Origin of the sequence: Halomonas dongshanensis (assembly GCF_024790395.1) — a bacterium.
Classification (GTDB): Bacteria; Pseudomonadota; Gammaproteobacteria; order Pseudomonadales; family Halomonadaceae; genus Vreelandella; species Vreelandella dongshanensis.
Map to the genome: position 1 here is coordinate 1 of NZ_JAJISC010000011.1, position 25,485 is coordinate 25,485.

25 protein-coding genes are annotated in these 25,485 nt (G+C 63.2%); 5 read left to right on the top strand and 20 right to left on the bottom strand.

Annotation, left to right across the window (positions count from 1 at the left end):
* Positions 1–230 precede the first annotated feature (230 nt).
* The 3 genes from LLY24_RS17945 to LLY24_RS17955 are packed head-to-tail and all read left to right on the top strand — an operon-like array spanning position 231 to position 2,265.
* Positions 231–545, top strand: a complete 315-nt coding sequence (locus LLY24_RS17945) for a DUF1244 domain-containing protein (RefSeq protein ID WP_259037688.1) — start codon at positions 231–233, stop codon at positions 543–545.
* A 3-nt stretch (positions 546–548) separates the two neighbouring features.
* Positions 549–1,067, top strand: a complete 519-nt coding sequence (gene moaB / locus LLY24_RS17950; RefSeq protein ID WP_259037689.1) for a molybdenum cofactor biosynthesis protein B — start codon at positions 549–551, stop codon at positions 1,065–1,067.
* Positions 1,060–2,265: a molybdopterin molybdotransferase MoeA gene (locus tag LLY24_RS17955; protein ID WP_259037690.1), complete on the top strand. Its 1,206-nt coding sequence runs from the start codon at positions 1,060–1,062 to the stop codon at positions 2,263–2,265. The genes moaB and LLY24_RS17955 overlap by 8 nt, the downstream gene beginning before the upstream one ends.
* A 42-nt stretch (positions 2,266–2,307) precedes the next feature.
* Here the strand turns inward: LLY24_RS17955 and LLY24_RS17960 are convergent, their stop codons facing one another.
* The 8 genes from LLY24_RS17960 to LLY24_RS17995 form a co-directional block, all read right to left on the bottom strand.
* Complete coding sequence (locus LLY24_RS17960) at positions 2,308–2,718, bottom strand: hypothetical protein (RefSeq protein WP_259037691.1); 411 nt, start codon at positions 2,716–2,718, stop codon at positions 2,308–2,310.
* 3 nt (positions 2,719–2,721) lie between these two features.
* On the bottom strand, positions 2,722–3,267 hold the full coding sequence (locus tag LLY24_RS17965) for a chemotaxis protein CheW (RefSeq protein ID WP_259037692.1): 546 nt from the start codon (positions 3,265–3,267) through the stop codon (positions 2,722–2,724).
* Positions 3,260–4,930, bottom strand: a complete 1,671-nt coding sequence (locus LLY24_RS17970; RefSeq protein ID WP_259037693.1) for a diguanylate cyclase — start codon at positions 4,928–4,930, stop codon at positions 3,260–3,262. The genes LLY24_RS17965 and LLY24_RS17970 overlap by 8 nt, the downstream gene beginning before the upstream one ends.
* Positions 4,930–5,286 carry a response regulator gene (locus tag LLY24_RS17975; protein ID WP_259037694.1) on the bottom strand — a complete coding sequence of 119 codons (357 nt, stop codon included), beginning with the start codon at positions 5,284–5,286 and terminating at the stop codon, positions 4,930–4,932. Before LLY24_RS17975 ends, LLY24_RS17970 begins: the two co-directional genes overlap by 1 nt.
* 69 nt (positions 5,287–5,355) lie before the next feature.
* Complete coding sequence (locus LLY24_RS17980; protein ID WP_259037695.1) at positions 5,356–7,524, bottom strand: hybrid sensor histidine kinase/response regulator; 2,169 nt, start codon at positions 7,522–7,524, stop codon at positions 5,356–5,358.
* Positions 7,524–8,903 (bottom strand): CheR family methyltransferase, encoded by a 1,380-nt coding sequence (locus tag LLY24_RS17985; protein ID WP_259037696.1) that lies wholly within the window; start codon positions 8,901–8,903, stop codon positions 7,524–7,526. Before LLY24_RS17985 ends, LLY24_RS17980 begins: the two co-directional genes overlap by 1 nt.
* Positions 8,900–9,988: a chemotaxis-specific protein-glutamate methyltransferase CheB gene (gene cheB, locus LLY24_RS17990; RefSeq protein WP_259037697.1), complete on the bottom strand. Its 1,089-nt coding sequence runs from the start codon at positions 9,986–9,988 to the stop codon at positions 8,900–8,902. Before cheB ends, LLY24_RS17985 begins: the two co-directional genes overlap by 4 nt.
* Complete coding sequence (locus LLY24_RS17995) at positions 9,972–12,053, bottom strand: methyl-accepting chemotaxis protein (RefSeq protein WP_259037698.1); 2,082 nt, start codon at positions 12,051–12,053, stop codon at positions 9,972–9,974. Before LLY24_RS17995 ends, cheB begins: the two co-directional genes overlap by 17 nt.
* A 386-nt stretch (positions 12,054–12,439) precedes the next feature.
* On the opposite strand from LLY24_RS17995, the gene LLY24_RS18000 reads away from it, so the two are divergent.
* Entirely contained in the window at positions 12,440–13,354 is a 915-nt protein-coding gene (locus LLY24_RS18000; RefSeq protein ID WP_259037699.1) for a hypothetical protein, read from the top strand.
* A 22-nt stretch (positions 13,355–13,376) separates the two neighbouring features.
* Here the strand turns inward: LLY24_RS18000 and LLY24_RS18005 are convergent, their stop codons facing one another.
* From LLY24_RS18005 to LLY24_RS18060, 12 genes are all read right to left on the bottom strand, one after another.
* A complete protein-coding gene (locus tag LLY24_RS18005) occupies positions 13,377–14,543 on the bottom strand; it encodes a glutathionylspermidine synthase family protein (RefSeq protein ID WP_259037700.1) in 1,167 nt (388 codons plus the stop codon).
* A 13-nt stretch (positions 14,544–14,556) separates the two neighbouring features.
* Positions 14,557–15,171 (bottom strand): DUF1190 domain-containing protein, encoded by a 615-nt coding sequence (locus LLY24_RS18010; RefSeq protein ID WP_259037701.1) that lies wholly within the window; start codon positions 15,169–15,171, stop codon positions 14,557–14,559.
* 39 nt (positions 15,172–15,210) lie between these two features.
* A complete protein-coding gene (locus tag LLY24_RS18015; RefSeq protein ID WP_259037702.1) occupies positions 15,211–15,624 on the bottom strand; it encodes a DUF350 domain-containing protein in 414 nt (137 codons plus the stop codon).
* Between the two features lie 42 nt (positions 15,625–15,666).
* On the bottom strand, positions 15,667–16,389 hold the full coding sequence (locus tag LLY24_RS18020) for a DUF2491 family protein (RefSeq protein ID WP_259037703.1): 723 nt from the start codon (positions 16,387–16,389) through the stop codon (positions 15,667–15,669).
* Positions 16,390–16,508: 119 nt separating this feature from the next.
* Positions 16,509–17,204, bottom strand: a complete 696-nt coding sequence (locus LLY24_RS18025) for a PspA/IM30 family protein (protein WP_259037704.1) — start codon at positions 17,202–17,204, stop codon at positions 16,509–16,511.
* Between the two features lie 17 nt (positions 17,205–17,221).
* Positions 17,222–17,671 (bottom strand): DUF2170 family protein, encoded by a 450-nt coding sequence (locus LLY24_RS18030; protein WP_259037705.1) that lies wholly within the window; start codon positions 17,669–17,671, stop codon positions 17,222–17,224.
* Between the two features lie 185 nt (positions 17,672–17,856).
* Entirely contained in the window at positions 17,857–18,306 is a 450-nt protein-coding gene (locus LLY24_RS18035) for a phosphatase domain-containing protein (protein ID WP_259037706.1), read from the bottom strand.
* Entirely contained in the window at positions 18,303–19,400 is a 1,098-nt protein-coding gene (locus LLY24_RS18040) for an MBL fold metallo-hydrolase (RefSeq protein WP_259037707.1), read from the bottom strand. The genes LLY24_RS18035 and LLY24_RS18040 overlap by 4 nt, the downstream gene beginning before the upstream one ends.
* Positions 19,397–20,443 carry an ABC transporter ATP-binding protein gene (locus LLY24_RS18045; RefSeq protein WP_259037708.1) on the bottom strand — a complete coding sequence of 349 codons (1,047 nt, stop codon included), beginning with the start codon at positions 20,441–20,443 and terminating at the stop codon, positions 19,397–19,399. The genes LLY24_RS18040 and LLY24_RS18045 overlap by 4 nt, the downstream gene beginning before the upstream one ends.
* The gene (locus LLY24_RS18050; RefSeq protein ID WP_259037709.1) at positions 20,431–22,131 is read right to left on the bottom strand and encodes an ABC transporter permease; all 1,701 of its coding nucleotides are present in this window, start codon (positions 22,129–22,131) and stop codon (positions 20,431–20,433) included. The genes LLY24_RS18045 and LLY24_RS18050 overlap by 13 nt, the downstream gene beginning before the upstream one ends.
* 1 nt (position 22,132) lies before the next feature.
* The gene (locus tag LLY24_RS18055) at positions 22,133–23,116 is read right to left on the bottom strand and encodes an ABC transporter substrate-binding protein (protein WP_259037710.1); all 984 of its coding nucleotides are present in this window, start codon (positions 23,114–23,116) and stop codon (positions 22,133–22,135) included.
* A 101-nt stretch (positions 23,117–23,217) separates the two neighbouring features.
* Positions 23,218–23,511: a DUF4031 domain-containing protein gene (locus LLY24_RS18060; protein WP_259037711.1), complete on the bottom strand. Its 294-nt coding sequence runs from the start codon at positions 23,509–23,511 to the stop codon at positions 23,218–23,220.
* A 123-nt stretch (positions 23,512–23,634) separates the two neighbouring features.
* Between LLY24_RS18060 and mtnK the strand changes: the two genes are divergently transcribed.
* Complete coding sequence (gene mtnK / locus LLY24_RS18065) at positions 23,635–24,996, top strand: S-methyl-5-thioribose kinase (protein ID WP_259037712.1); 1,362 nt, start codon at positions 23,635–23,637, stop codon at positions 24,994–24,996.
* Positions 24,997–25,485 lie beyond the last annotated feature (489 nt).

Here is a 25,485-nt window from a genome sequence, read left to right on the forward strand (position 1 = left end):
CGGCGAGAATCACGCCGGTAAGATCGGCGGTAGCGAGCATAGGCAGGTCTCCGTAAACGGCAAAAAGAGAGGCGATAGACGCGTCGAGGATACCGCGTCGATGCCTTGGACGCGCTACCTCCTTCGAGGTAATCGGCGTTCGAACTAGCCTAGCAGAGCGTCTCGGGCGGCGTCTTTTGTTATGCTCGACATAGCGCTGCGTTGCGCACTCACTCGCCATTGGAGGCTTGATGGAACACTTCGACGATGCCACCCGAACCGAACTCGAAGCCGCCGCGTTTCGCCGTCTGCTCGAACACCTGGACGCCAACAAGGACGTGCAGAACATCGACCTGATGATTCTGGCGGATTTCTGCCGTAACTGCCTCTCCAAGTGGCTAGTGAGTGCGGCCGAGGCGCGGGGCGAAACCCTCGACTACGAGCAAGCGCGAACGTACGTCTACGGCATGCCCTACGCCGAGTGGAAGACGCTTTACCAGCCGCAAGCGACCCCCGAGCAGTTGGCGGCCTTCGAGGCGCGCCAAGCCAGCAAGGCGAAGGAGTAGGGCATGGAGACGCTGATTCCCCTGCGCATCGCCGTGCTCACCGTCTCGGATACGCGCACCGAGGCCACCGACCGCTCTGGTGACACGCTCATCGAGCGCTTGACCGCCGCCGGGCACGTACTCGCCGAGCGGCGCATCGTGCCCGATGACGTCTACCGCATTCGCGCCGTGGTTGCCCAGTGGATTGCCGATCCCGATATTCAAGTAGTGCTCACTACTGGCGGCACCGGCTTTACCGGGCGCGACTCGACGCCCGAGGCGCTTTGCGTTCTTTTCGACAAGACGATCGAGGGCTTTGGCGAGCGCTTTCGCCAGCTCAGCGGCGATGAGATCGGCAGCTCCACCATCCAAAGCCGCGCGGTCGGCGGCCTGGCCAACGCCACCGTGATCTTCGCCCTACCAGGCTCCACCGGTGCCTGCCGCACCGGCTGGGACGCGCTTCTCGCCGAACAGCTCGATAGCCGCCACCGGCCCTGCAATTTTGCCAACCTGGTCATCCCCGAGCGAGGCCAACATGGCTGATCTGGCTCCCATCGACGATGCTTTGGCCGCACTGCTTGCCGATGTCGCCCCGCTTGGCGAAGAGCGTATTACCCTTGAGGCTGCCGCCGGGCGGGTATTGGCGCAGCCGGTGATGGCGCAGCGTGACGTGCCCGCCTTCGACAACAGTGCTATGGACGGCTATGCCCTGCGCGCCTGCGATGCCGGGCAGTGGCTGCCAGTGACCCAGCGCATTGCGGCGGGCGTGGCGGCGACGCCGCTGGCACCGGGCAGCTGCGCGCGGATCTTCACTGGCGGCGAAATACCGCCGGGGGCCGACTGCGTAGTGATGCAGGAGCAGGTCGAGCGCGACGGTGAGCGGGCGCTGATTCCCGCCGATGTTCCCGCAGGCAACAACGTACGCCGCCGCGCTCGCGACGTGGCCCGTGGGGCAACGCTTCTGGACACGGGCGTGCGCCTCGAGGCGGCAGCGCTTGGGCATTTGGCGGGCCAGGGCGTGACCGAGGTACAGGTGCGCCACGCGCCACGCGTGGCCTTGCTCTCGACCGGCGACGAGATCATCGAACCGGGCCAGCCGCTTGCCCCTGGCCAGCTCTACAATGCCAACCGGCCGATGCTCAAGCGTCTGCTCGAACGCTTCGGCGCCGAGATCGTCCAGCTCGATAGCATACCTGATGACGCCGCGACCACCCGCTCGATGCTCGCGCGCGCTGCCGAAAAGGCCGATGTGGTGATCACTACGGGGGGAGTTAGCGTGGGCGAGGAGGATCACGTCAAGGGCGCCCTCGAGGCCCTTGGTCAGCTCGATCTCTGGCGTCTGGCCATTCGCCCAGGCAAACCGCTGGCGCTGGGGCGGCTTCTGCGCAAAGACGGCAGCGCGGCGCGCTTTGTCGGGCTGCCTGGCAATCCTGTGTCGAGCTTCGTTGGCGCTTGGCTATTTCTGCGCCCGCTAATGGGGGCGCTGCTCGGCTGCCCGGCGCTGGCATCGCTGCCCTGTCTTGTCGCCACGGCGGCCTTCGACACCACCACTGGGCCGCGTCAGCACTACATGCGTGTCACGCTCGCCTTCGATGAGGCAGGCATCACGGCAACGGCGTTTGCCGATCAGGACTCGTCGGTGCTCTCTTCCTGCGTGGGAGCGGATGCTCTCGCGGTGATTGCGCCGCATCAGACGGTTGCCAAAGGCGACGCTGTCGCTTGTCTATGGCTACAAGCCTAGGACTACAAGCCTAGGCGGTTAGGCGCCGGAAGGGCTTAGCTGTTAGGACTTAGTTGTTAGGACTGAGCTGTTGGGACTTAGCTGCTGGGCGTCGAGCAGCCACATCGCCGGGCGGTCGGCATCGAGGGCGACGCCGCGAAGGCCCGGGTGTTGGCAGCGAGCGATCACGAGCGGGGGAAGTGGCAAGAGTGCTTCGGCGGGCCAGCGGTCGAACTGAACGCCGCCTTCGACGCCCAACTGCCAGAAGCCTTCGCCATCGCGCAGGGTAAGCCAGCGCGCGGGTAGGTACGAGAGCAGGGAGCGGCTCGCGGCAGGCGTTGCCGACGTCAGAAGCTCGGCGGCGCTTACCCGGCGTTCGAGCGAAGCGTGAGCATCCATACGTAGAACGCGCCTCGCCTCCAGGGCGTAGCGTGCGCCCATTAGCGAGAAGCTCACCAGCGCAACCTGACCCATGAATCAGCCCTGGCCAGCGCGGTAGGCGGCCATGAGCGCATCGGCATCGAGCAGCGCGGTGGCATCGCGGGCATCATTCTCGTGAAGCAGCGCGGCAACGAAGGGGTGAAGCGCTTCCGGCAGCGTATCGGGGGCGTCCTTGAAGGCGCTTTGCGGCATGGCGCAAACGTCGTCCAGGTGATCGATGCGTACGCCGCTGCGTAGCCCTGCGCCCTTGACCAGCAGGATCATCCCTTGCGCAGCGGAGGGAGCGGGTAGGCCCAGCAGCGGCTGCAGGCGAATGACCGACTCGATGGCGCCGCGCAGGTGGATCACGCCTTCGGTGGAGGCGGGCAGCCCCGGTACGTAATAAACCTCTTGATCACGCCCGAGAATCTCCTGCACTGCGCTTCCGGGCAGAGCAAAGCGCTGGTTGCCCAAGCGGAACAGCACGACTTGCTGTGTGGGCTCCTCGACATCGACGATGCGGCCGTCGTCGCTGTGCGCGGCGAGTGCTTCGTCGAGCGACAGGGCATCGATATCCTGATTGGCACTGGAATCGTCACTCATCGTCCACCTCGCGGTTGAGCACTACTTGGTTGCGCCCTTGATGTTTGGCGCGGTAAAGCGCTTGGTCGGCGGCCAGGCGCAGCGCTTCGGTCGAGGGCTGAAGGGGAAAGGCGCTGATCCCGGCGCTGAAGGTGCAGCGAAAGTGGGTGCTGCCCGCGTGAAAATCGACCTGAGAGAAATCCTCGCGCAGCTCGTCGACCAGCGTCATGGCGCGCTCGCCGTCGAGGTTCTTGAGTAGCAGCACGAACTCTTCTCCGCCGTAGCGGCCGATGATATCGGAGGTGCGAAAACGGCTCTTGAGAAGTCGCGCCAGGGTAATGATGACCTGGTCCCCAGCGAGGTGGCCGTGGGTATCGTTGACCGCCTTGAAGTGGTCGATATCGAGCATCACCAGCGCGTGCTCGGCGTCGTCGCGGTCGGCCTGCACCAAGGCTTTATTGATCAAATCGGTGGTGGTGCTGTGGTTGTAGAGCCCGGTCATGCTGTCGCGGGTCATCAGCGAGCGTAAAAGGCGCAGCCGCTCGGCGCGCAGGCGCACGGCGGACACTAGCTCCTCAGGCTCGACGGGCTTGGTGATGAAGGCCTCGACCCCCGCCGCCATGGCCGAAAGCTGCTTGCGGCTGTCGGTTTCGCTCGACAGGTAGATGATCGGCAGGCCGACGTACTCTGGCTGTTGGCGAATGATGCTGGCCAGCTCCTCACCGGAGCAGACCGGCATGTAGACATCGGTGAGCAGCAAGTCGGGCACGAAGCTGGCCATGGCCCCGAGTACCTCCGCCGGGTGGTAAACCTGTTCGACGATGATACCAGCCTGCTCGAGCAGCAGTGCGTGGTAGGCCGCGACCTCGGGCTCGTCATCGACGATCAGCACGCGCAGGGGCTCCTCTTCGACCGGCGTGGTCACCTCGTCGATAGCGAGCATCAAATCGAGTGGCTTGACCGGCTTGGTGAAGTAGCCGTTGCAGCCTGCGCGCACGGCGCTCAAACGCGAGTGAAAGTCGCCATGGGCCGAGAGCACGATGGAGGGTAGCGACTCGCCGGTCAGGCGGTTGAGGCTGGTCAGCGTTTCAGTACCGGCGGTATCGCCCTGGGGGAAGTGAACGTCCATCACCACCGCATCGGGGCGGCGTGAGAGCACGGCGTTGAAAAACGCTTCGGTCTCGGCGAAGTGCACCACTTCATGCCCGAAACAGCGCAGGTGATGAACCAATTGGCTCACCTGCTCGGGCTCATCGTCGCACAGATAGATCAGCCGCTGGCGCTTACTGCGTAGCACCTGGGGGGCAGGGGTAAACTCGACGCTCTGGATCGCTTTGAGCGCCTGTCGCTGGCCCTTGACCGAGGCCAACCGCTGCTGCTCTAGCTCGATCTGGGCCAGCAACTGGCTGATCCGAAGCTCTACGTCATGTGGCGGCGTGGACTGGTTGAGTAAACTCTCTGCTTGTTCGGCAAGGCGCGCCACGCGCTCGAAACCCAGCGTGCGCCCGGTGCCCTTGAGGCTATGAAAAAAGCGGTGAAGCTCTGGCGCCAGGCGCGCTTCGCTCGCGCTATCCGTCTGGCTCTGCGCCCACTGCTCGCGGGTATGAGCGACCCGGGCGGGGAGCTGGTCGATAAAGCGCTGGCGTAGCCCAGCCAGTTTCTCTTGTAGCGTGGCGTCGGCCATCAGGATATCCGCGTAGCGTCTATGGCGTTGGCGAGCGTGTCCATGAGCGCGGCATCCTTCATCAAGCAGGCGGCAAGCGCTGGGTGGCTCGAAAGCGCCGACGTTGGGGTATCGCCGGTGAGCAGGATGAAGGGCAGCGTTACCTGTTGTTCGCGCAGCATCTCGGCGAGTTCGATACCGTTGACCAGCGGCATGTGCATGTCGCTGACGATCAGCTCGATGTCGGCGTGCTGCTCCAGTAGCTCGATGGCTGCCATGGCGTCGTCGGCGATGAGGGTGGTGTGGCCCTGCTCTTCGAGTACCGCAGCGGTCATCTCACCGGCGAGGGAGTCGTCGTCGACCACTAGTATGCGCATGCAGTGCCCCTTTTCCTGATGCTCTCCCGTGAGAGCGTAGCGATGGTGGCGTCGAGGATGGCTTTGGCTTTAGCCAAGCAACGCCTTGAGCGTATCCACCAGGTTGTTTTGGTCGAAGGTGCCTTTGACGATATAGGCGTCGGCGCCCACTTCGATACCGCGACGGCGGTCGGCTTCCTTCTCGCGTGAGGTGATGATGATGATGGGCCGGTGGCGGTAGTGCTCATTTTCGCGCAGTCGCGCGGTGAGCGCAAAGCCGTCCATGACGGGCATTTCGACGTCGGTCAGTACGGCATCGAAAGGCTCGGCGAGGGCTTTTTTGAGACCGTCACGGCCGTTTTCCGCCAGCGCCACTCGGTAGCCCCAGGCCTCCAGCACGTCTTTTTCGATCTCGCGGGTGTTGAGCGAGTCGTCGACCACCAGAATACGCGGACTCTCGACCTGCTCGCTTTCGCTACTCATCAGCGGCTGGGTGCGCCGCTTGGCAAGCTCAAACAGCGCCGGTACGTGTAGCAGGCTGACCAGCGCATTACGGCCCTGAGTCACCATACCCGACACCAGCGGCAGATGGCGCAGGTGTACGGGCAGCGGCTTGATCACCATGTCGCGCTCATCCACCAGCTGGTCCACGATCAGCGCGAGTTTCTGCTGGCGCTGTTGCAGCACCAGCAAAAGCTGGGTGGCCTTTCCCGGTGCCACGGCGGGCAGGTCGAGCAGCTCGGCGAGCGACGCTACGGGGACGAACTCATTACGCAGGATCAGCGTGGGTTGCCCGGCGGCATCGATGAACGCGTCGGCCGACGACTCCACCAGCTCGGCGACGAAAGAGGCGGTGACGCCCACCGTCATCTGGCCAACGCTCACCAGCAGCACGCGCATCATCGCCAAAGAGAGCGGCAGGCGCAGGGTAAAACGGGTGCCCTGGCCTGGCTCACTCGCTAGGCTCAAGTCGCCGCTGAGCTCGTCCACGACGGTGCGCTTGACCACGTCCATGCCCACGCCGCGACCAGAGAAATCGGTGATCATCGCCTTGGTCGAGAAGCCCGGTAAAAACACCAACTCGCGCACCTCCTGGTCGCTCATCAGCGCCAGCGTTTCTTCGTCGACCAGCTGGCGGGTGCGGGCTTTCTGGCGTATCGCCTCGACGTCGATACCTTGGCCGTCGTCGCGCATTTCGATCACGACCCAGCCGCCATCCTGCCACGCCTCGAGACTGATCTGCCCAACGCCGGGTTTACCCGCTGCTAGGCGCGCCTCGCTGGTTTCGAGACCGTGATCGAGGGCGTTTCGCAGCAGGTGGATGAGTGGCTCCGAGAGACGGTCGATCATCTGGCGATCGAGCTCGATTTCGCTGCCGCGCAAGCGGCACACCACGCGCTTGTCCAACGCCTGGGCAAGCTCTCGGGTCATGCTGGCCAGCGGATCGAACACTACGCTCAGGGGCAGCATACGCATCTGCAAGGCACGCTCGTGGAGATCGTTCATCAGCGCATCTTGGGCGTTGACGCTCTCCTTGAGCTCGCGAGTGAAAGCGCGCTGCGCTTCCTGCACCGCCGGGGGCAGTGCAGCACTCAGCGCCTGGGCCTGAGCGACCAGCGAGTGCAGATGATGATGCCCTGAGAGCACTTCGCCCATGAGCCGAATGACGTCGTCGAGGCGCTCCATGCGCACGCGTACGGTATCGCTGAGCTGTAGGCCATGTGCCTCCTTCAGCGCCTCGGGCCGAGTGGTGCCCGTCGGTGACGATGGCGTCGCGGAGGCAGCGGATGTTGCCGTACCAAGCGCTGGCGCCACGGCAGGGGCGGCGCTTGTCATCGCGGGCGTAGGGTCGGGCGCGGCGGGCGTACTGCCAGCGGCTTGTTCGAGCGCCTGGCATAGTGCGGGGTCGGCTGCGGGTAGGGCGGTTGGGTCCAGATCGCTTGCCAGAGCATCGACGAGCCCGGCCAAGGCGTCGCTTGCCTGATAGAGCAGGCTGGTTATCTCGGGAGTCGCCTCGCGGTTACCGTCGCGTAGCGCGCTCAAGAGCTCTTCGGTGCTGTGCGCAAGGGCCGTGATGGGCGCAAGCTTGAGCATGCGCGACGACCCCTTGAGGGTATGCGCGGCGCGAAACAGCTCATTGATGCGCTCGGGGTCGGCGCTGCCTTGCTCCAGCGCGGCGATACCCCTGCGCAGGCGCGGTAGGTGATCGGCGGCCTCTTCGATGAAGCGGCGGATAAAGCGGCTGATATCCAGTGGCATTAGTGAGCCCCCTGGGCGACGGCGTCGGCCATAAGGTGACGTCGTGCCAGAAACAGCGCATCTCCCGGCGGCAGTGGCGGAGCCACGACGCTGAAGCTGCCCACGCTTGCGGGCGTCTCTTCGAGCAGACGCACGACGGCCGCGTAGCTGCGCTGGCGCTGTAGCGGCACGTCGGCAAGCTCGCCTTGGCGATAGAGCTCGGCCAGGTAGAAGTGCGCGGGCCAGCAGTCTGGGGCGACGTAGATCGCACGTTTGAAATGCGCCAGCGCCTGCTCGGGGTGCGCGCACCAGCGCGCGGCAAGCCCTGCCAGCACCAGCGCATCGACGCTCCAGGGCTGCTGGGCGAGAAGCGCGGCAAAGGCGCTGTCGGCGGCGTCGAAGTCGTTGGCGTTGAGCTGCGTTTGGGCGTTGTGCAAGCGCACGTCCCAGGGCAGCGAAAGCGGCGCGACGGATGCCTGCGGCGCGGTATCGGGCGCTACCGCCTGCGCCGTTGGTACCGCGTCAGGCACGAAAGATGAAACGCGTGCGGGGTCCGCCAGAGCAGCAACGGGCGCGCGCTCGCTATCGGGCGTTGGCGTACTGGTCGGGTGACGAAAATGAAAAATGCCCTGGTCGTTGGTGAGCGTTAGCACGCCGAGGTCGTTGCCGATAATCTCGGTGATGCCGCATAGCAGTACCCCATCGGGGGCCAGCAGCGCCTTGAGATGACGCTGAATCTGCTTGCGCGTGGGGGCGTCGAAATAGATCGACACGTTGCGAAAGAGGATGACGTCGAAGGGCGCGGCAAACGCTGATGCCTCGGGTGCCAATACGTTGAGGGGAACGAAGTCGACCCACTCGCGCAGCGGCTCGGCCAGACGAAAGCGCTGCCCCTGCGGGGTGAAGTAACGCGCTTTTAAATCCGGCGGCGTGGCGCGAAAGGCCATGCCGCCGTAGAGGCCCGTTCGCGCCTTGGCAAGCTCGCGCTGATCCAAATCTCCGCCAGTGATCGTCACGCGCGCCGGGGCCTGCTCACCGAGGTGCTCGAGCAGCAGCATGGCGAGGCTATAGGGCTCCTCGCCCGATGAGCAGCCAGCGCTGAGCACGCGAAGCGGCCGCTCGACCTGGGCTAGGCAAGCGGGTAGGTAGCGCTTGGCGAGCCAATCGAGCGCTTCGGGCTCGCGAAAGAAGTAGGTCTCGTTGACGGTCAGGTGGCTGACGAAATCTTCGAATAGGGCATCGTCGCTTTGCAGGCGCATGAGCAGCGCCGCATGGCTCTGGCCGGGAAAGCGCTGAGCCAGGGCTTCGATGGCACGCATCAATCGCTCTTCGGCGAGCCCTTCGAGCTGCAGGCCGCAGCGGGAGTGGATCCAGTGTTTGAACGCCGTCAGGGTATTCATGAAGAGGGCTCCATGAAGATGCCGTACTGCACTGTGGTCAAAAGCCGCTCGGCGAGCTCGTCGAGGGCAACCACGTGGCGCACGGCGCCTGCTTTGAGCGCTTCCTGATTCATGCCAAAGATCACCGAGCTTGCTTCGTCCTGAGCCAGCGTCAGGCCGCCTGCCTGATGGATGGCGCGCATGCCGCTAACGCCGTCGCGGCCCATGCCGGTGAGAATCAGGCCAATGGCGTCGCGGCCGTAAACCTCGGCCACGCTGGCGAGTAGTGCATCACAGCTAGGGTGATAGATGGCCTCGGCGGGGCTTGCCTTGAGGGCTACCCGATGATGCGCGTCGATAGTCAGGTCGCACTCCGACGGCGAGAGGTAGACGTGACCGGGGCATAGTGGCTCGCCCGCTTCGGCCACGCGCACGGGCATGGCGCAAAGCGACGCCAGCCACTGCGCCATGCCGCCGATGAAACCGTGGCTTATGTGCTGGGCGATGACGATGGGCGCAGGAAAGCTTGCGGGCAGCGCCGAAAGTAGCCGCACCAGCGCCTGAGGCCCGCCGGTAGAGCAGGCGATGGCGACGACGCGCTTGAAGCTTCGCGGCGCATGGGCCTGGGGGGAGGCACTGAAGGCGCTTGGCGACGATACGGGCAGGGCGGTGAGCGCCTCCGTGCGCCGTCGCAGGCGCGTGATGACCGCCACGCCTGCCAAAAGCTTCACGCGTTCGATCAGCCGGTCGCTATCGTCGCTGTCGAGCGACGGCTTGGGCATCACCTCCAGAGCGCCGAGCTCAAGTGCCTCGTAGGCGGTAGTGGCATCGGCGCGGTCGCTGATTACCAAAATCGGCACGCCTTTGGTGTGCATGATCTCTTCAATGGCGCGCATGCCGTCCATTACCGGCATGGTGAGATCCATGGTGATCAGCTGCGGCTTGAGCTGGCGCGCCATCTCCACGGCTTCGAGGCCGTTGCTGGCTTCGCCGACGATTTCGATCTCGCCGTCGCGGGTGAGCATGGCGCGCAACACGTCGCGCACCAGGGCACTGTCATCGGCGATCAGTACGCGTAGGGGCGAGACGCTAGCGTCGTGGCGCATCGCGCTTCGTCTCCGCTGAGGAGGGCTTGCTTAAGGGCTTTTCCAAGGGCTTATTTAGGGGCTTTGCTGGCGCCACGGTAAACTCCTGCACCAGCTCGCTGAGCTCGGCGGACATCTTGATCATCTCCTCGCTGATATCGGTGATGTTACGCACCGATTGAGCGTTGCGCGTGCTGACGGTGTCGATGTCGCGTAGCGCCAGCACGACTTGGTTGCTGGCGGTCTTCTGCTGCTGGGTCGACAGCGAAATCTGCTGCGCGGCGCTACTGGTTTGGCTGGCTGCCTTGACCAGCGCTTCCAGATCTTGCCCTGTGCTGCTGCTCGCCTCGACGCCCTCTTCGATGGACGCAGCACTCTTCTCGGAGGCGACTACCAAGCGGTTAATAGCGTTTTGAATCTCGTCGGTATGGCCTTCGATCTCCTGGGTCGAGTCGGTGACGCTATCGGCCAGGCGGCGGATTTCACCGGCGACCACCGAAAAGCGCCGCCCCGCTTCACCGGCGCTGGAAGCTTCGAGCGCGGCGTTGAAGGCGATCAGCTTGGTCTGGGCGGCGAGATTGTTGATCAGCTCCATGACCTTGCTGATCTGCTTGGATTTGGCTCCTAGCGTCACGATCTCGGCCAGGCTCTGTTCGCTGTCGCTACGGATGTCGTGCATCTTCGTTTGTAGCCGCTGCATGGCATTGCTGCCTTTACGACTGCGTTCGAGCGTCTGATTGGCGACATCGACCACCGACTGTGAGTGATCGGCAATTTGGGTGGAGGAGGTAGAAAGCTCCTCCATGGTCGAGGTGATCTCGGCCACCGACGAGGCCATCTCCTCGACCGCAGCGGCCATGGTTTGGCTTGCTTCTTGCTGAACGTCGCGCCCCTGCTGAATGCCGGAGAGCCCTGCCGTGCGCGCGAGCTGATCGGCGGCGGTGGCCAGCGCCGCCGCGTTATGCGATACCGCGGCAATGGCGCGGGAGAGGCGTTCGAGCAGGGCATTGGTCTGGAGTGCCAAATCACCGACCTCGGCCTGATCGTCGGTCTCGACCCGGCGCGAAAGATCCAGGCTCTGGGTGATGTCCTTGAGCTGGCGCTGTAGCTGGGTCAACGGGCGAATCAGGCTGCCGGTGAGCGGGTAGAGCACGATCAAACTGATCAACAGAATCAACAGCACGGCGCCGGCCGAGGCCAACAGGCTGTCACCAATGGTATTGAGGTAGTCGTCCTTGTTCAGCTCGATCATCAGATAGCGGTCAATCTCCGGCAGCCAACGGGTGGCAACGAGATAGGTCTGGCCGTCGTATTCGACCTCCTGGACCTGTAGCCCGGTCTGGGGCGACAGGGCCAGCGGCACGCTAGTGCCGGTGGTCGAGTTGCCCGCTTCGTCGCTGCCCACCATCCATTCGCCGTCGGCATTGAGCAGCGCCGCGCGGCCGACGCCGGTGAGGTTGAACTCCTCGATCATGTCGGCCATCTGGGAGAGATCGAGCCCCGCACCGGCCACTACCAGCGGCAGGCCGTCGGCGCTTAGGGTGTCGCTGCGAAAGTTGAGGAAGACGAAGGATTCGTCCTGGGAGAAGGAATCGGCATCGAGATTGAGCTCGTAGTCCCGGTTGCTTTCAGTGAAGCGGTAGTACCAGTCGTCATCGCCGCCGCGCGGGCCCATAGTGCGCTGCTGTAAGGCGCCGTCGCGGTACTGCAGATAGATGCTTTGCCCCTCGACGCGGGCAGCAATGAAGAGCAGCTCAGTGTCTAGCTGTGCCATCAGCCGCTGTAGATACGCGGTCATGGCGCGGCGCTCGGCAAGCGGCATGCCCTCGGCGACCCACTGCTCGAGATAGGTGTTGTTGGCCAAGCTATCGGAAAGCGCTAACGCCGGACTCAAACTCAGTGATAGATGGGCAGCCAAGCTTTCGACCTGGGCGGGCAGGGCATCTTCGACCAGGGTGTCGAGGCGCTCGCTACTGTGGCTGCGCGCCTGCCAGTAGAGCGCGGCCAGCATGGCCAGTACCAGCACCGTGCCAAGGGAGAGATAAAGGCGTAGCCGAAAGGGCAGGGTGTTCCAACGCAGGTTCATGATCCGCATGGCTCCAAACAGGGCGAAACGATGGCGGCAGCCGGCCGCAGTATGGTGCCATCGCTTTAGAGTAAAACGTCGTTATACCTCGATTTGAGCGGCTTTCGAAGGTTCTGTCCAGTGTTGTCGATCAACTCGATAACTAATCTTCGCAAGCGGGATCAAGGAGCGCTTCACGCGTCATACGAACGTCACAAACTTATACAATGATGAAAGATGTTTCACCCTGTCGCCATGAGGCGAAAACTGCCCTGTGTCGCCGATGTCTTTCTTTTTATAACAATATGTTTTCTGTATATGGCGATGTTTTGAGTATGCCTTTATACGATCGATTATTTTGACAGAAGTGATACAAGAACGTATCTTGGCAGCCAAAGGAAGCGATAATGATTACCAAGGAAGCCCGCCAAATGCTGTCACTGACTGCCCCTACGGTCATGCGCGTACTGCGCGCACTGTCCGGGCTGTGCGATGCCTCGCGCAGCGATACCCTGCCCAGCGTGGGCACGCCGGAGCGCGCCGCCCTTTCTCAACGGGTGCAACAGTTGTTTGGTCTGAGCGATACGTCGCTTATGCCCGATACGGCTCTGATGCTGCAGGAGTGGGCCACGACGATCAGCGATGCCGCTGAGGTAGTCGAGCTCAAACTCTTCGATCTGGTGGCAAACGGCGCCTTTAGCCAGCAGCTCCAACGGCAGTATCGCCACGAAGCCGATGCCCTGCGCCAAGAAGCGCGCGCGCTCGCCGCCCTAATGGGGGATATACAGGGTGAGCGTTCCCAAGAGCGTACGCTGGTGAGCTGGCTGGCTTATCAAACCGTACCTGGCTTCATGCTCGGGGCGCTGTTGCCCCAAGTGGCGGGCTGGCGCAACCGTAACCTCTTCGATCACGCCAACGCGCTGTGGGAGCTTAAGGCGGGCGACGTGCTAGTGACCCATAAAGAGGGCTGGCGCGCCCTGGCCCAGCGCCTGCCGAGTTTGCCGGTCGACATTACCGCTGTGGTCACCGAGCCGCTCGATCGCGACACCTACCGCACGCTGATCGCCAAGGGCGTGGCCCAGGTCATCGAGCTCTACATCACCCCGGAGACGGGCGTGCTCGCCTACCGCCGTTCTCCCAAGGCACCTTTCGAGTTGCTTGCCCATTGGCACCCCACCGAAAGCGAGAACTATCTGCTTCAGCTCGTCGACGGTCGCCCACGCGAAGTGCATTTGGCCGAGCCGCTGCATTGGGTTGGCGGGCGCCACTTCGTCTTTTCTGCGCCCGTAGCGCCTGCGCCCGAGCCCGCACGCGTTGCCTGAAGCGGGTTAACGCCGTGTGGGCTCAGACGATGGCGTGAGGAACGAAGCAGGAGGAGTCTTTGGTGATGCGGCCAACGTCTTCACGCACACCCATGCCGCAGGCGCGATCGCCGACCACCCAGCTGCCGATCAGCGCATGGCGTGCGCCAAAACGCGGCATGGGATGGTAGGCCTGACGTATCCAGGGGCTGTCGATGTAGGGGCCGTCAACGGCTTCACGCTCGCCAGCCGGGGTCATCAACTCGACGTTGCTGCCCTCGCGTGAAAAGAAGGGTTTGCGCACCCAGCCCGGCGCCAGCGGCGTGGGCGTTTTCTCTTCGAAGAAGGCAGGCAACAGGTTGGGGTGACCTTCGAAGTGCTCCCATAACAGCGGCAAGATCCCCTTGTTGGAGAGGATCGCCTTCCACGGCGGCTCGAACCAGTGCGTGGTGTGCTGGGGCACGGCCTCGCCGAAGGCATCGTCGGCCATCACTTCCCAAGGGTAGAGCTTGAACAGCGCCTTGATGGGGCGGTCGTCGAGATCGACGAAGTAGTCGCAGTCCGCACGACAGCCAATCTCCTCCATGTGGATGAACGGCGCCTTGAGCCCCGCCTGTACCGCCATGTCCTGAAGATAGTGAACGGTGGCGCGCTCTTCGAGGTTGTCCTTGATACAGGCGAAATGCAGCGTGGCCTCCGGCAGGCGCTGGCCAATATGGGCGAGTGCTGCGATCAGGCGCTCTTGGATCGAATTGTACTGATCGGCGTGGCGTACGATGAGTCCCTGCTCGATGGCCTGCTCGAGCCATACCCACTGAAAGAACCCCGCTTCGTAGAGCGAGGTGGGTGTATCGTAGTTCAGCTCCAAAAGCTTGGCCGGGCCGCTGCCGTCGTAGGCGAAGTCCATGCGGCCATAGAGGTGGGGCTGGCCCGCCTTCCAGGAATCGTGAATGGTATCCCACATGAATTCGGGCAGCGCCAAGCGCTGCATCAGCGCGTTGGAGTGGCACACCCGATCGACCAGCTCCAGACACATCTCATGAAGCTCTTCGGTGGGCGCTTCGATGTCGCGCTCGACCTGTTCCAGGGTGAACTGGTAGTAGGCGTCCTCCTTCCAGTAAGGCTCGCCGTCGATGGTATGAAAATGAAACCCCAACTCGTGAGCTAGGGTTTTCCAGCGCGGGCGCTCGCTAACGTCGATTCTCAGCATGAAAGTGCCTGCCTCACGAGCCCCAGCCGCCGCGCGCCGAGGAGCGCGAACCGAAGCCGCTGCGCTGCGAGGTGGCCTGACGGTTCTGTGTAGCCTGGTTGCGCATGGTTTGCTGGCGCTGGCTGATGCGTTGGCTGGCCTGATTGGTCGCCGCGTTCCAGTTGCCCTGGTTCTGGCGGTTGCGGTAGACCGGCTCCTGATAGAGCCCTTGAGAGGTCGCGCCTCGACTGGTGCGCGACATCATGTTGCCCACCATGTAGCCCATCAGCGCAGGCATGAACCAGCTTCCACCGCTGCCGCCAGTGGCCATCTGGGCCTGCTCTTCGGTTGGCGCCACGCAGGCGCCTTCGCCGTGCTCGGCTTCGCACTGTTCGATCGAGGTGTAGCGGGGCACCTGTTCGAGCGACGACGCATAGGCATCTTCGCAGGCGCTCTGGGTATAGACGTTGGCGGCTACGCACTCGTCCACGCTTTGGTAGCTGCGCGGGCTATCGAAGCTGACATCGGTGGTTTGCTCGGGCTGGCCGCAGGCGCTCAAGCCAAAGGCACTGGCGCCCATCATCGCCAAAGAGAGGCGGGCGCTGCGCTTGCGCCGGGGCAGGTGGGGCGTGTTGTCTGGGGTCGACATCGCGTTGCTCCTAATCTCGTTGCTCCAGGCCTCTACGTCTTACCACGTCATGGAGGCGGCGTTGATCAAGCCAACCGCGAGAGAGACGCTGGCGGCGAGGATGCCGTAGGCGGTGTGCCCTTCGGTAATGTGTAGCGAGAGGCTTTCGCCCTGCTGTTTCAAGAACAGCTTGAGACCGAAGAAGGCTGCCAACTGCACGCCAAAGGCGATCAGCCCCCATAGGGTGAAGTCGAGGTAGCTGACCGAGTTGGCCATGGCGCTGTAAAGCGGCAGGGTAAAGCCGAGTATGGAGCCGCCGTAGGCAAGTGCTGCGGCCGTATTGCCTTCGCGAATCAGTTTCCACTCGTTGTGAGGCGTGATTCGGCTATAGCAGTACATGAAGGCGGCGAGCAGTATCAGCGCCCCGATCAGGTAGGCGAAGAAGTGGGGCAACCCTTGCAGGTAGTCGAGCATGGTCGGTGCATCCTTGGCAGTCGGTGGATGGCAAAAAGTGTATCAGACGGCGTCGATATCGACCGAGGCAATATCAACGCCTAGGTTGTCGACCCGCATGAAGCCGCCCTCGCCATCGTCTTCGGCGCTAACCAGCACGTACTCCATGCGCTCGGAACCCTCGATGGGGCGCTCGTAGAGCATGGCGTGGTGGGTGACGTGGCGTGGGACGATACGCTCGGTGGTCGTCACCTGCTCCTCCAGCACCACCGGCGGTGACCACAGGCTTGCCGCATCGCCCCACACGCGCTGATAGCTTGGGCGGCGCGCCGAGCCATCGGTGGCCTCGAGGGTGAGCGTTTGCGCACCGGGCTGGTCGGCTTTCTTGTCGCTTGCGTTGATCAACTGGTCGAACTCGACGTCGGAGAGGTGGGCAACGCGATAGAAATCGAAGAGCTTGTACTCGAGTATCTGCTGGTGTTCGACGTTGGCCTGGATCCAGGTGTCGTTGTCGAGATAAAAGCGCACCAAATGCGATCCCTGGCCCAAATCGACGTGGCCGACGGCGGCGATGTGACGGTAGCTATCGCTATCCCAGGCAAACAGCGTATCGGAATAGGCGGCAAGGCTGGCAAGACGCACGCGGACCCGGCCATCCAGGCGTAGCCCTTCGAACAGCTCCGGCGCCATTCCCAGCGGCAATCCTGCGGCAAAGGTGGCTTCTGATGGGGCGGGTTCGGGGCGCTCGGTCTGGGCGCGAAAGAGCGATTTCAGTGTCTTGAACATGGAGTCTTCTCCTGCGGGGCACCCCTTGGTCATCAACGTCAAAGCGCCCGCCAGAGGGGCGGGCGCCACACGGCGGCCAAGCGATGCGTAACCGCTGGTTTATGCCACGGCTAGCGCGTTCAGCTCTGCGCCGAGTTTTTCTTGGCCTTCAAGCGGGCGAGTACGTCCTCGGCCTTGCGCTCGTTGGCGCCGATGCCCGCCGCTTTCAGGCGCGCGTCCAGGCTCGAACCGCTCTCATCGGCGGCCAGCTGTTCGGCGGCCTGCATTTGGGCGGCGTTGAGCTGCTGACGCTCGCGGATGCGCTCGAGCGATTCGACGGCGCTGTTCATGGCGCTGCTTTGACCCGAGTGGCGCGCGGCCACGGCGGACTGCGCTTTTTGCGCCGACTCGGTAGCCTTGACCACGCTGACCTGCTGCTTGAGCTGGCGCAGCTGGTTTTCGGTGCTGCGAATGGCGCCGCGCAGGCTCTCGATGCTGGTGTCGTACTCACTCACGATGCCGCGCTCGGCGTCCAGCTCGTTTTGCAGTGCCACCATGCGCTCGGCCACTTCGATGGCTAGCTGCTCTTCGCCTTTATCCAGCGCTGCTTCTGCGCTCTGCTCGAGCTCGGTGATCTTGGCTTCCAGCGTATCGGCCTTGTTGCTGTTCACCTGGCGCTGGCCCATGAGGCGAGCGAGTTCGGTCTTGGAGGCCTTGAGGTTCTGCTCAGCGTCGCGAATCTCCTGATCGAGAATACGCAGCGCCTGGGTGTCGACGATGGCCTGGCCGGTTTCGTTGGCTTTGCCGCGCAGGGCGGTCATGATCTTGCTCAGCATAGGAAGGCTCCTTCCGGTCAGGAAAAGTGTTCATGAATGAGTTCGGCCACTTCCATGGCGGCACTGGCAGTGGCATGCAGCTCGGCGCAGATCGAGGCGAGTTTGGAGTCACCGAAGAGCTGTCCGTAAGCGACGTAGTAGTCACGCGCATCGAAAGTGACGATGCCCACCGAGGCGAGCGGAAGCGCAAGGCCTTGGCGCAGCAGCACGTCGTTGAGCTCGGTGGTGTTGCTCACGCTATCGACGGCGACGATGGGCGTCATGGCGATCCATTCGTTATCACTGCGCGACAGTGTCAGTGAGAGGTTGCCGTAGTCACGAAGTTCAAACACCAGCGTCTGGTTGGCCTCATCGAGGGTGATGTCGGCATCCGGCCACACAAGCGTTTCATCGCCTTGCGAAGCGGTGATCAGGCGGTGGAGTTCGGCGACGGAAAGCGCGCCGTCAGCGGTAGAGGGGGTAGTCAAGGCAAAGCTCCTTATGCCGGTTACCTAAGCCTCGAGCGGCGCGGCGCCAATCGCTGTGCCGAGCAGCGTGCAGTGAGGCGTGATGGCGACTCTTACGAGCGCGGTAATCCTTACCCTACCACAAAATGTCGAAATGCTAATCGACTGCATATCGATGTTGGCGCGCGTGGGGTTAAAAAGTGAGGTTAAAAATCTCCCGGCGCGCACTGCAGGCAGGTGAGGCCGAGCGCACGCCACTGCTCGACGACAGCGTCGCGGTCGTCGAGCACGAGCCAGGGCTCGAAGCCGTCGTCGCGCATGGTAGCGAGCAGCGCCTCTTTGACCTTTTCGTCATCGACATGATCGTGGCCGTCCGGGCGCAGGTACATGGCGTCGAAAGGAATCTCATGGCGCACTAGCCACTGTTGGGTATGTGCGCGATGGGTATCGGGCCGACCGCTACAGATGACGATCTGCTGCCCCTGCGCCTTGAGCAGCTTGACCAGCCGCGCGACTGGCTCGATCACCGGCGCCTCGGCCATATGGGCAAAAAAGGGATCCCACTGCTTGATCGGGCCGAGCACCCAGTGATGCACGGTGTCGGGATGAAACTCGGCCAGGGTGCCATCCACATCGACGATGACGGTAGCGGTCATGCCATACTCCAAGAGGTGAGCGAAGGGCGGTGTGAATGAGGCAGTGATAGTGTGCGCTGAGCGGTAAAGCGTCTGCCCAACAGATGACGCCATACGCTTGTATTCGGTTCGTCAAGCGATGTGAAGAGCGGTACCACGACGTCGGCGCCCAGATCATCGGCCAGCGCGACGAGGTGTGAGGCGCGCAGATGCACGTTCCAGCGCTGCAAAAATATTTGCCCTGCGGCGAGCTCGGCGCAGCGTGCGGGCGTCAGGTAGCCGGTATGCAAGAGACGGTGCCGAGGCCACATGGCGGCGGTATCGTCGTGATCGTCGAAGAGATAAAGCGACGGATGGGGCGCATCGGGGTGCGCCAGCAGGGCCTCGATGGCAGGTGTGACACCCGGTCGCCGCAGCGTTTCAGGAAGCGTCAGCAGTGTCGCCAGATGGGCGCGGATGACCGGGGCGATGGCTAGGCCAAGGCAGCGTCGGTCGGCCTCTTCGCCAAGCCATAGGGCCATCTCTAGCGCGCGCCCGCTCGCCGGTACCGGCAGCGCGAGTGGATGCTTGAGATGTGTCTCGATGGCCGTCAGACAGTCGCGCTGCGGCGTATCGTAGGCGCCATAGGAGGCATCGAGCAGCGCCAAGCGCGCGGGCGGCGGAGAATCGAAGGGGTAAACCCTGGATTCGAAGCAGGCATCACCGCTATAGAAAATGCCGCCTGCCACCGCCAAGTGCAGCCACACGCCGCCAAGCGAATGCCCCGCTTGCCCGGTGGTGACGGTAACGCCTGCCACTTGGCAGCGGCCGCGCTCGGGTAGGGCATGCCAGACGCGCCCCGGCGGTAGTGCTTTGGCCACTAGCGGCGTGCAGTAGATCGGAACCGAGGGGGCAAGCTTGTCCACGCCACCGATATGGTCGATGTGGTCGTGGCTGATCAGTACGGCATCTAGATCGAGCGCATGCTCATCAAGGTACTGGGCCCAGGTCAGCGTTTCACCAGGGTGCAGCGCGCCACCGGCATCCAGCAGCAGCCGCTTACCGTCGGTCTCGATGAGAATCGCCGCCGCGCCTTTGCCGCCAAAACCGCCAAGGCAGGTGATGGTCGCGCTCATGTGTCGGCCTCCAGGCCCCACCCTTCGGTAAGCGTTAGCCCGACCTGCTGGCCTTCATGCAGTGCTTCGGGGTGATAGGCCATGAGTGCTACGCCATCGGGTAAGCGCAGGTGTACCTCGAAGCGCTCGCCGCGAAAAGTCTGGCGCTCGACGCGGGCGGTAAGATCCTGAGACGTTGGTGCGTTTGCGTGTATGTAAACGTGCTCGGGGCGCACCAGCACGGTGTGGGTGCGCTGATGCTCGGGGGCGTGCAGCCCCTGCATCAAGGTCGTGCTTGCAACGTGCTGCCCCGGGGCGCCAGCGCCGAGCATTAGCTGGCTGCCTTGGCCGATGAAGCTCGCCACCCAGGGCGTGCGCGGTCGACGGTAGAGCGTTTCGGGAGTGGCCCACTGCACCAAGCGCCCGGCGCGCATGACGGCGATACGGTCAGCCAGTGCCATTGCTTCGTGTTGGTCGTGGGTGACGTAGACCATGGTGGCGCCGGTACGCCGATGAAAATCGGCGAAGCCATGCTCCATCGAGGCACGCAGGTGGCGGTCGAGATTCGCTAGCGGCTCGTCGAGCAGCACCACGGCAGGGTCGGTGACCAGACACCGTGCCAGCGCGACCCGCTGACGCTGGCCACCAGAAAGATCCTGAGGCGTACGCGCAGCGTAAGGGCCAAGCGCTACCAGGTCGAGCGCCTGGGCCACGCGGCGCTGATAATCGGCGCCGCGTATCTGGCGCAGTTTGAGTGGGTAGCCGACGTTATCGGCCACGCTCATGTGCGGCCATAGGGCGTAGGATTGAAACACCATCGCCATGTTGCGCGCCTCAGGCGGGGTATGCTGCGTCGCGCTTGCCAGCAGCGTATCACCCAGGTGGATTTCGCCCTGGCTCACCGCTTCGAACCCAGCCAACATGCGCAGCATCGTCGTCTTTCCGCAGCCGCTCGGGCCGAGAAGGGCAACGAATTCGCCCGGTTCGATGGCAAGCGACATCGCGTCGACGGCAGCATGATCGCCAAAGTGCTTGGTGACCCGTTCGATGGTCAGTCCTGCCATGGCACCACTCCTTTGGGTAGACGCGGGGCCAGCAGACTCAGCGACAGCATCAGCGCGGCGACCAAGCCGACCACCAGCATCGAGACCGCGGCGGCGAGCACGCTTTCGCCCCCTTCGTCGAGGTTGAAGATGAGCACGCCCAGGGTTTCGTTACCCGCGCTCCATAAAAGCGCCGAGACCGTGAGCTCGTTGACCGCCAGCAAAAAGACCAACAGTCCCCCGGCGAACAGCGCTGGCGCCACCAGCGGTAAGGCGATGGTGATTAGCCGCCGCCAGGGGCCTGCGCCCGCCAACTGCGCGGCCTCCTCGAGCGAGGGGTCGAGTTGAGCCAAGCTCGCCGCGACCGGCTTGAGGCACACCACTAAAAAGCGCGCTAGGTAGGCAATGAAAATCAGTCCCAGCGTGCCGTAGAGGGTGACTTCGATCAGCGGCAGCGGGCGTACGAACAGTAGAATGCAGGCCACCGCCAGTACTACGCCGGGGAGCGCGTAGGGCAGTTCGATAGCGCTCAGCGTCACGCTTTGCAGGCGCGGCGGCAGGCGCTGAAGGCGGTAGGCCAGGGGTAGACAGCAGAGCATCAACACCAGCGCCGCGCCGCCCGCGAGCCACAGACTGTTGCGCATGGCTCGCCAGGTCGCCCCTTGGCGACCGATGACTTCGGCGTAGGCGCCAAGCGTTGCGCTCTCAGCGCTCAGCGGTACGCCCATCGCCGGTACCAGCGAGCTCGTGGCAAGAGCCGCAAGCGGGGCAACGAGAATGATCGACAGCAGCGCCACGAGCAGCGCCGTAGCCAGCCCGCGATAGCGCCCCAGGGCGAAGTCGTGCGCTCGCCCGCTGTGGCCCACCAGGCCATAGCGGCTGCGCCCCATCCAGCGCTGCTGAAGCGCCACACCGGCGAGCGCCAACACACCGATCAGCAGCGAAAGCGATGCCATTTCTGCCAGTACGTGGGTACCGAAGCTGGCCATCCGCTGGTAGATCAGCGTTGGTAGCACGTAATACCCCGCAGGAATGCCGAGCATGGCGGGGATGCCGAAGTTGCCTAGGCTGGAGATGAACGCCATGGCGCCACCCGCCACCAAGCCGCTGCGGGTCACGGGTAAAATCACGTGGCGCCATACCTGGGATTGGCGAGCGCCGCTGATACGCGCGGCCTCGACAAGCTCGCGAGGTAGTGACAGCAGCGAGGTGCGCAGCCCAAGAAACACCAGCGGTGCACTCTGAATGCCCAGCAGCAGCGCAATCCCTTCGGCGGAGTAGAGCGGTTGGGGGCTGCCCAGCGGCGGGGCGAGACCTAGGCTCTTGAGTAGCGGACTTGCCGGGCCAAAGAGCTGAAGCCAGGCAAGGGCGGTCACCTGCGGCGGAATCATCATCGGCAGCATGAAGCAGAACACCAGGGCCGCTTTGCCGCGAACGTCGGTCAGGGTAATGATGAAAGCGAACAAACTGCCCAGGGCGAGCGCGATCAGCATGCCCAGCGTCGAGGTGTAAAGGCTGTGGGAGAGCGCGCGCCAAGTGGCTGTCGATTGCAGTACGCGCCACAGCGGCGCCTCGGCACCTTGCGCCAAATCGCTCAGCGCTTCGATGAGTAGGCGCAGGCTGGGTGCCAGACTCAAGAGTACGATGGCCAGCGTCAGCGCGCTCAGCAGCCAGCGGTGCTGGCTGCCGTGGGAAAGGCTTGGCGTCATGTCAGCCGCCGAACAGGTCGCTGAAGCGCTGCTTCATGGCCTCTTCGCCGTCCAGTGCCGTGGCGATGTCTACCGGCATCAGCTCGATAGTGTCGCGCGCCGGGAAGCCTTCGGGCGGGGCGACGTCCGGATGCGCGGGCAGGTAGCCCTGACGGCTGACCAGCGCCTGACCCTCTTGCGAGAGCACGAAATCGACGAACTTCTGCGCCGCATCGATGTTCTCGGCACCGGCCATGATGGCGACCGGCTCGGTTACCGCACTGACGCCCTCTTCGGGGAAGACGAACGCGACCGGTGAGCCCTTGGCGGCTTCACGAATGGGCAGGAAATCGACCACGATGCCGTAAGGCTTGGTACCCGCCGCCACGGCGTTGAAGACGCCACCGTTACCGCTTTGCGCTTCGGCGCGATTGGCGTGGAGTGCCGCGTAGTAGTCATCGCCGAGGTCGGGGTCGGGGTCGGCTTCGATGGCCGCCATGTGAATCAGTGCTGCCCCCGAGTAGAGCGGGCTTGGCAGGGTAACGAGCCCGGCGTATTCGGGAGCGAGCAGATCTGCCCAGCGCGTCGGGCGCTCTTCCGCGCCGGTGTTGTAGACGATGCCGGTGGTGATCAGTTTTGTGCCGTAGTAGTAACCGTCGGCGTCGAAGAGTTCGGGGTCGTAGGCGTCGCGCTCGGGGCTCGCGTAGGGCTGTAGCAACTCCTCTTGCTTGAGAGACTCCATGGTCATGCTATCGGCGATCAGCAACACATCGGGGCTACTTACACCCGCAGCAAGCTCGGAGCGCAGGCGGGTCATCAACCGCGAGGTGCCGTCGCGCACCCACTCTACCTCGATATCGGGATAGGAAGCCTGGAAAGCGTCGACCGTCTGTTGGGCATCACTATTGGGCTGGCTGGTATAGAGCCTGAGGGTCTCGGCCGAGGCGCTGGCGGACAGCATGAGGGCGGCAAGGGCAATGGCAGTTGAGAGCGAACGTTCGAACATGGAAGAGGCTCCATAGCGGTAGGTCCGCCTAGCCTACGAACGTTTCCTTACAGTCACGTGACAGCGTTTTCGCGATCCAGGAGGTCGAATAAAAGCGCTACTCACCGCCCGTCGTGTTTGACGCCGATCTGGTATCTATTGGCCTTTTGACGGCGTGATTTGAGCAGCAGCGCCACCTCGCGTCGGCCCACGGGCTGGGCGCCCATGGCGATGGCGCGGGCGCGATCCTCTAGACTTATATCGTAATGACTCTTGGGGGAGCCTGGGTATTGGTGCCAGCGCCTATCGATGCCCAGCCGAGCGGCCATGGCGTTCAGTTCGGCGTCGCTATCGGCGAGCATATGACAGAGCGTGAAACGCCCGCGTCGTGCTTGCATGTCATCGACATAAACCATGCCAAAGGTGGCCTCTTCGCTGCGAGGTTTGACATTGCCTTACCGGTATGCCAAATACGCCTGAATTTTGAACAGCTTTTACAACGAGTTCCGATAACGAGCTTACAGAACGAGGAGCGCATAGTGGAGAGTTCAGGGCAGAGTCCCGGGCAAAGCCCAGTGGAGAGCCAAAATACCTCGCGCCGCGAGAGCACAACGGCAGGCGAGGCGACCAACGATACCCAACGCGCCAGCGACTATGTCGCCTTGAGCGTCGAGACGTTGGGCGTACGCCTAGGCGATATCCCCGCGGTAAGCGAGCGCGTGGGGGGAGATCCGGCCAACTGGCGTATCCGTGAAGTCGGCGACGGCAATTTAAATCTGGTGTTCATCGTCGAAGGCACTCAGGGTGCGGTCGTGGTCAAGCAGGCGCTGCCCTACGTGCGCATGGTGGGCGAGAGCTGGCGTTTGCCGCTCTACCGCGCTCACTACGAGTACTACGCTTTGGTGCGTCAGGCGCGCTACGCACCGGGCGTGGCGCCGGAGGTGTTCTACTTCGACAAGCCTCAGGCGCTGATCGTAATGGAGTATCTCTACCCGCACGTCATTTTGCGCCGCAAGCTAATCAAGGGCGAGCGCGTGGCCGAGCTTGGCGAGACCCTGGGGCGTTTCTGCGCGCAGACGGCCTTTCGCGGCTCGGAGCTTTCGCTGCCAAGCCCGGAGAAGAAGGCCGATGTCGGGCTCTTCTCGGGCAACGTGGCGATTCCCGCCATTACCGAATCGCTGGTGTTCACCGACCCGTATTACGACGCCGAGATGAACCATCACACCCCGGAGCTTTCCGCGGTCGTAGCGCGCCTGCGCGGCAACGTCGCGCTCAAGGCCAAGGCACAGCGGATGCTGATGAAGTTCACCGCCAACACCGAAACCATGCTTCACGGTGACCTGCATTCGGGCTCGATCATGGCGACCGATGCGAGCGTGCGCATCATCGACCCCGAGTTCTCCCAGTATGGCCCCATGGCCTTCGATCTCGGCATGGCGGTCGCCAACTTCTTGATGGCCTACTTCAGTCAGCCCGCTCACCGCAGCGCCGACGAGCTTGCGGCTTACCAGCGCTGGATTTTAGAGGTGATCGCCGCCTGTCTTGATAGCTTCGACGCCGAGTTTCAGCGCCTCTGGCAAACTGAGCGGCGCGGGATTCTCTTTCCCCAGACGCTGTTCGAAGATCAACAGCATGCCAGCGATGTCGCCTGCCAAGCGCTACTCGATGAGATTCGTGAAGACGCCCTGGCCTACTGTGGAATCGAGATGCACCGCCGGGTACTGTCGCTGGCGCACAACGCCGATTTCGAGGAGATCATTGACACCGGGCTTCGTGCACGGCTCGAAACGCGCAATCTACTCATGGGTGAGGCGTTGATCGTCAATGCCGCCGCCTATACCAAGACCACGGCGCTCGTGGCGTTGGCTGAAACGCATAACGCGGGGACGTGCTGGCACTAGACGCAGAAAGGGGAGGCCAAATGGGCCTCCCCTATACAAGATAAGCAATTCAAGCAACTTATCGATCACCTTCTGAGCCCATGCTCATTGGGCCATCGACCAGCATCCCTGCTGCTATTTTTCTTCATGATGGCGCATCGCCCTGAATACGCACCACAGTCAGTAAACGCGTACGGCGTACGTTATTTCCGACCGCCTCGTATTCAAAACAATAATCCAACCGCGAACTTTTTCTCCCCGGTGAGTTGTTGTTGGCTCCGGGGTGCACGCCTTCACTGCCGTTATTGTTGTTGGGGCGCAGTGCCTTGCGTACGTCGCGTCCTTATCGTGGGACAGCTTGCTGTCTTGTTGTTGTTCGCCCACTGGTTAGCCATGGCTATCCCAGTGTCAGCAAGCGATGAGATCCGGGCCTGTTGTTCTTGTTGGTGCCGTTGTCTCGCTTCGGACCTGTTGTTCTTGTTGTGACCGAAGGGGAGGCGCTTGAATCTT

Excerpts from the sequence above, each read along its gene's own strand:
- LLY24_RS18045 (WP_259037708.1), bottom strand. The coding sequence starts at position 20,443 with ATGGCAGGACTGACCATCGAACGGGTCACCAAGCACTTTGGCGATCAT.
- LLY24_RS18000 (WP_259037699.1), top strand. The coding sequence starts at position 12,440 with ATGATTACCAAGGAAGCCCGCCAAATGCTGTCACTGACTGCCCCTACG.
- LLY24_RS18055 (WP_259037710.1), bottom strand. The coding sequence starts at position 23,116 with ATGTTCGAACGTTCGCTCTCAACTGCCATTGCCCTTGCCGCCCTCATG.
- LLY24_RS17955 (WP_259037690.1), top strand. The coding sequence starts at position 1,060 with ATGGCTGATCTGGCTCCCATCGACGATGCTTTGGCCGCACTGCTTGCC.
- LLY24_RS18060 (WP_259037711.1), bottom strand. The coding sequence starts at position 23,511 with ATGGTTTATGTCGATGACATGCAAGCACGACGCGGGCGTTTCACGCTC.
- LLY24_RS17965 (WP_259037692.1), bottom strand. The coding sequence starts at position 3,267 with ATGAGTGACGATTCCAGTGCCAATCAGGATATCGATGCCCTGTCGCTC.
- LLY24_RS18040 (WP_259037707.1), bottom strand. The coding sequence starts at position 19,400 with ATGAGCGCGACCATCACCTGCCTTGGCGGTTTTGGCGGCAAAGGCGCG.
- cheB (WP_259037697.1), bottom strand. The coding sequence starts at position 9,988 with ATGCGCCACGACGCTAGCGTCTCGCCCCTACGCGTACTGATCGCCGAT.
- LLY24_RS17995 (WP_259037698.1), bottom strand. The coding sequence starts at position 12,053 with ATGAACCTGCGTTGGAACACCCTGCCCTTTCGGCTACGCCTTTATCTC.
- LLY24_RS17985 (WP_259037696.1), bottom strand. The coding sequence starts at position 8,903 with ATGAATACCCTGACGGCGTTCAAACACTGGATCCACTCCCGCTGCGGC.
- LLY24_RS18010 (WP_259037701.1), bottom strand. The coding sequence starts at position 15,171 with ATGTCGACCCCAGACAACACGCCCCACCTGCCCCGGCGCAAGCGCAGC.
- LLY24_RS17980 (WP_259037695.1), bottom strand. The coding sequence starts at position 7,524 with ATGCCACTGGATATCAGCCGCTTTATCCGCCGCTTCATCGAAGAGGCC.
- LLY24_RS18025 (WP_259037704.1), bottom strand. The coding sequence starts at position 17,204 with ATGCTGAGCAAGATCATGACCGCCCTGCGCGGCAAAGCCAACGAAACC.
- LLY24_RS18050 (WP_259037709.1), bottom strand. The coding sequence starts at position 22,131 with ATGACGCCAAGCCTTTCCCACGGCAGCCAGCACCGCTGGCTGCTGAGC.
- moaB (WP_259037689.1), top strand. The coding sequence starts at position 549 with ATGGAGACGCTGATTCCCCTGCGCATCGCCGTGCTCACCGTCTCGGAT.
- LLY24_RS17945 (WP_259037688.1), top strand. The coding sequence starts at position 231 with ATGGAACACTTCGACGATGCCACCCGAACCGAACTCGAAGCCGCCGCG.
- LLY24_RS17960 (WP_259037691.1), bottom strand. The coding sequence starts at position 2,718 with ATGGGTCAGGTTGCGCTGGTGAGCTTCTCGCTAATGGGCGCACGCTAC.
- LLY24_RS18005 (WP_259037700.1), bottom strand. The coding sequence starts at position 14,543 with ATGCTGAGAATCGACGTTAGCGAGCGCCCGCGCTGGAAAACCCTAGCT.
- LLY24_RS18035 (WP_259037706.1), bottom strand. The coding sequence starts at position 18,306 with ATGACCGCTACCGTCATCGTCGATGTGGATGGCACCCTGGCCGAGTTT.
- LLY24_RS18020 (WP_259037703.1), bottom strand. The coding sequence starts at position 16,389 with ATGTTCAAGACACTGAAATCGCTCTTTCGCGCCCAGACCGAGCGCCCC.
- LLY24_RS17970 (WP_259037693.1), bottom strand. The coding sequence starts at position 4,930 with ATGGCCGACGCCACGCTACAAGAGAAACTGGCTGGGCTACGCCAGCGC.
- LLY24_RS18015 (WP_259037702.1), bottom strand. The coding sequence starts at position 15,624 with ATGCTCGACTACCTGCAAGGGTTGCCCCACTTCTTCGCCTACCTGATC.
- LLY24_RS17975 (WP_259037694.1), bottom strand. The coding sequence starts at position 5,286 with ATGCGCATACTAGTGGTCGACGACGACTCCCTCGCCGGTGAGATGACC.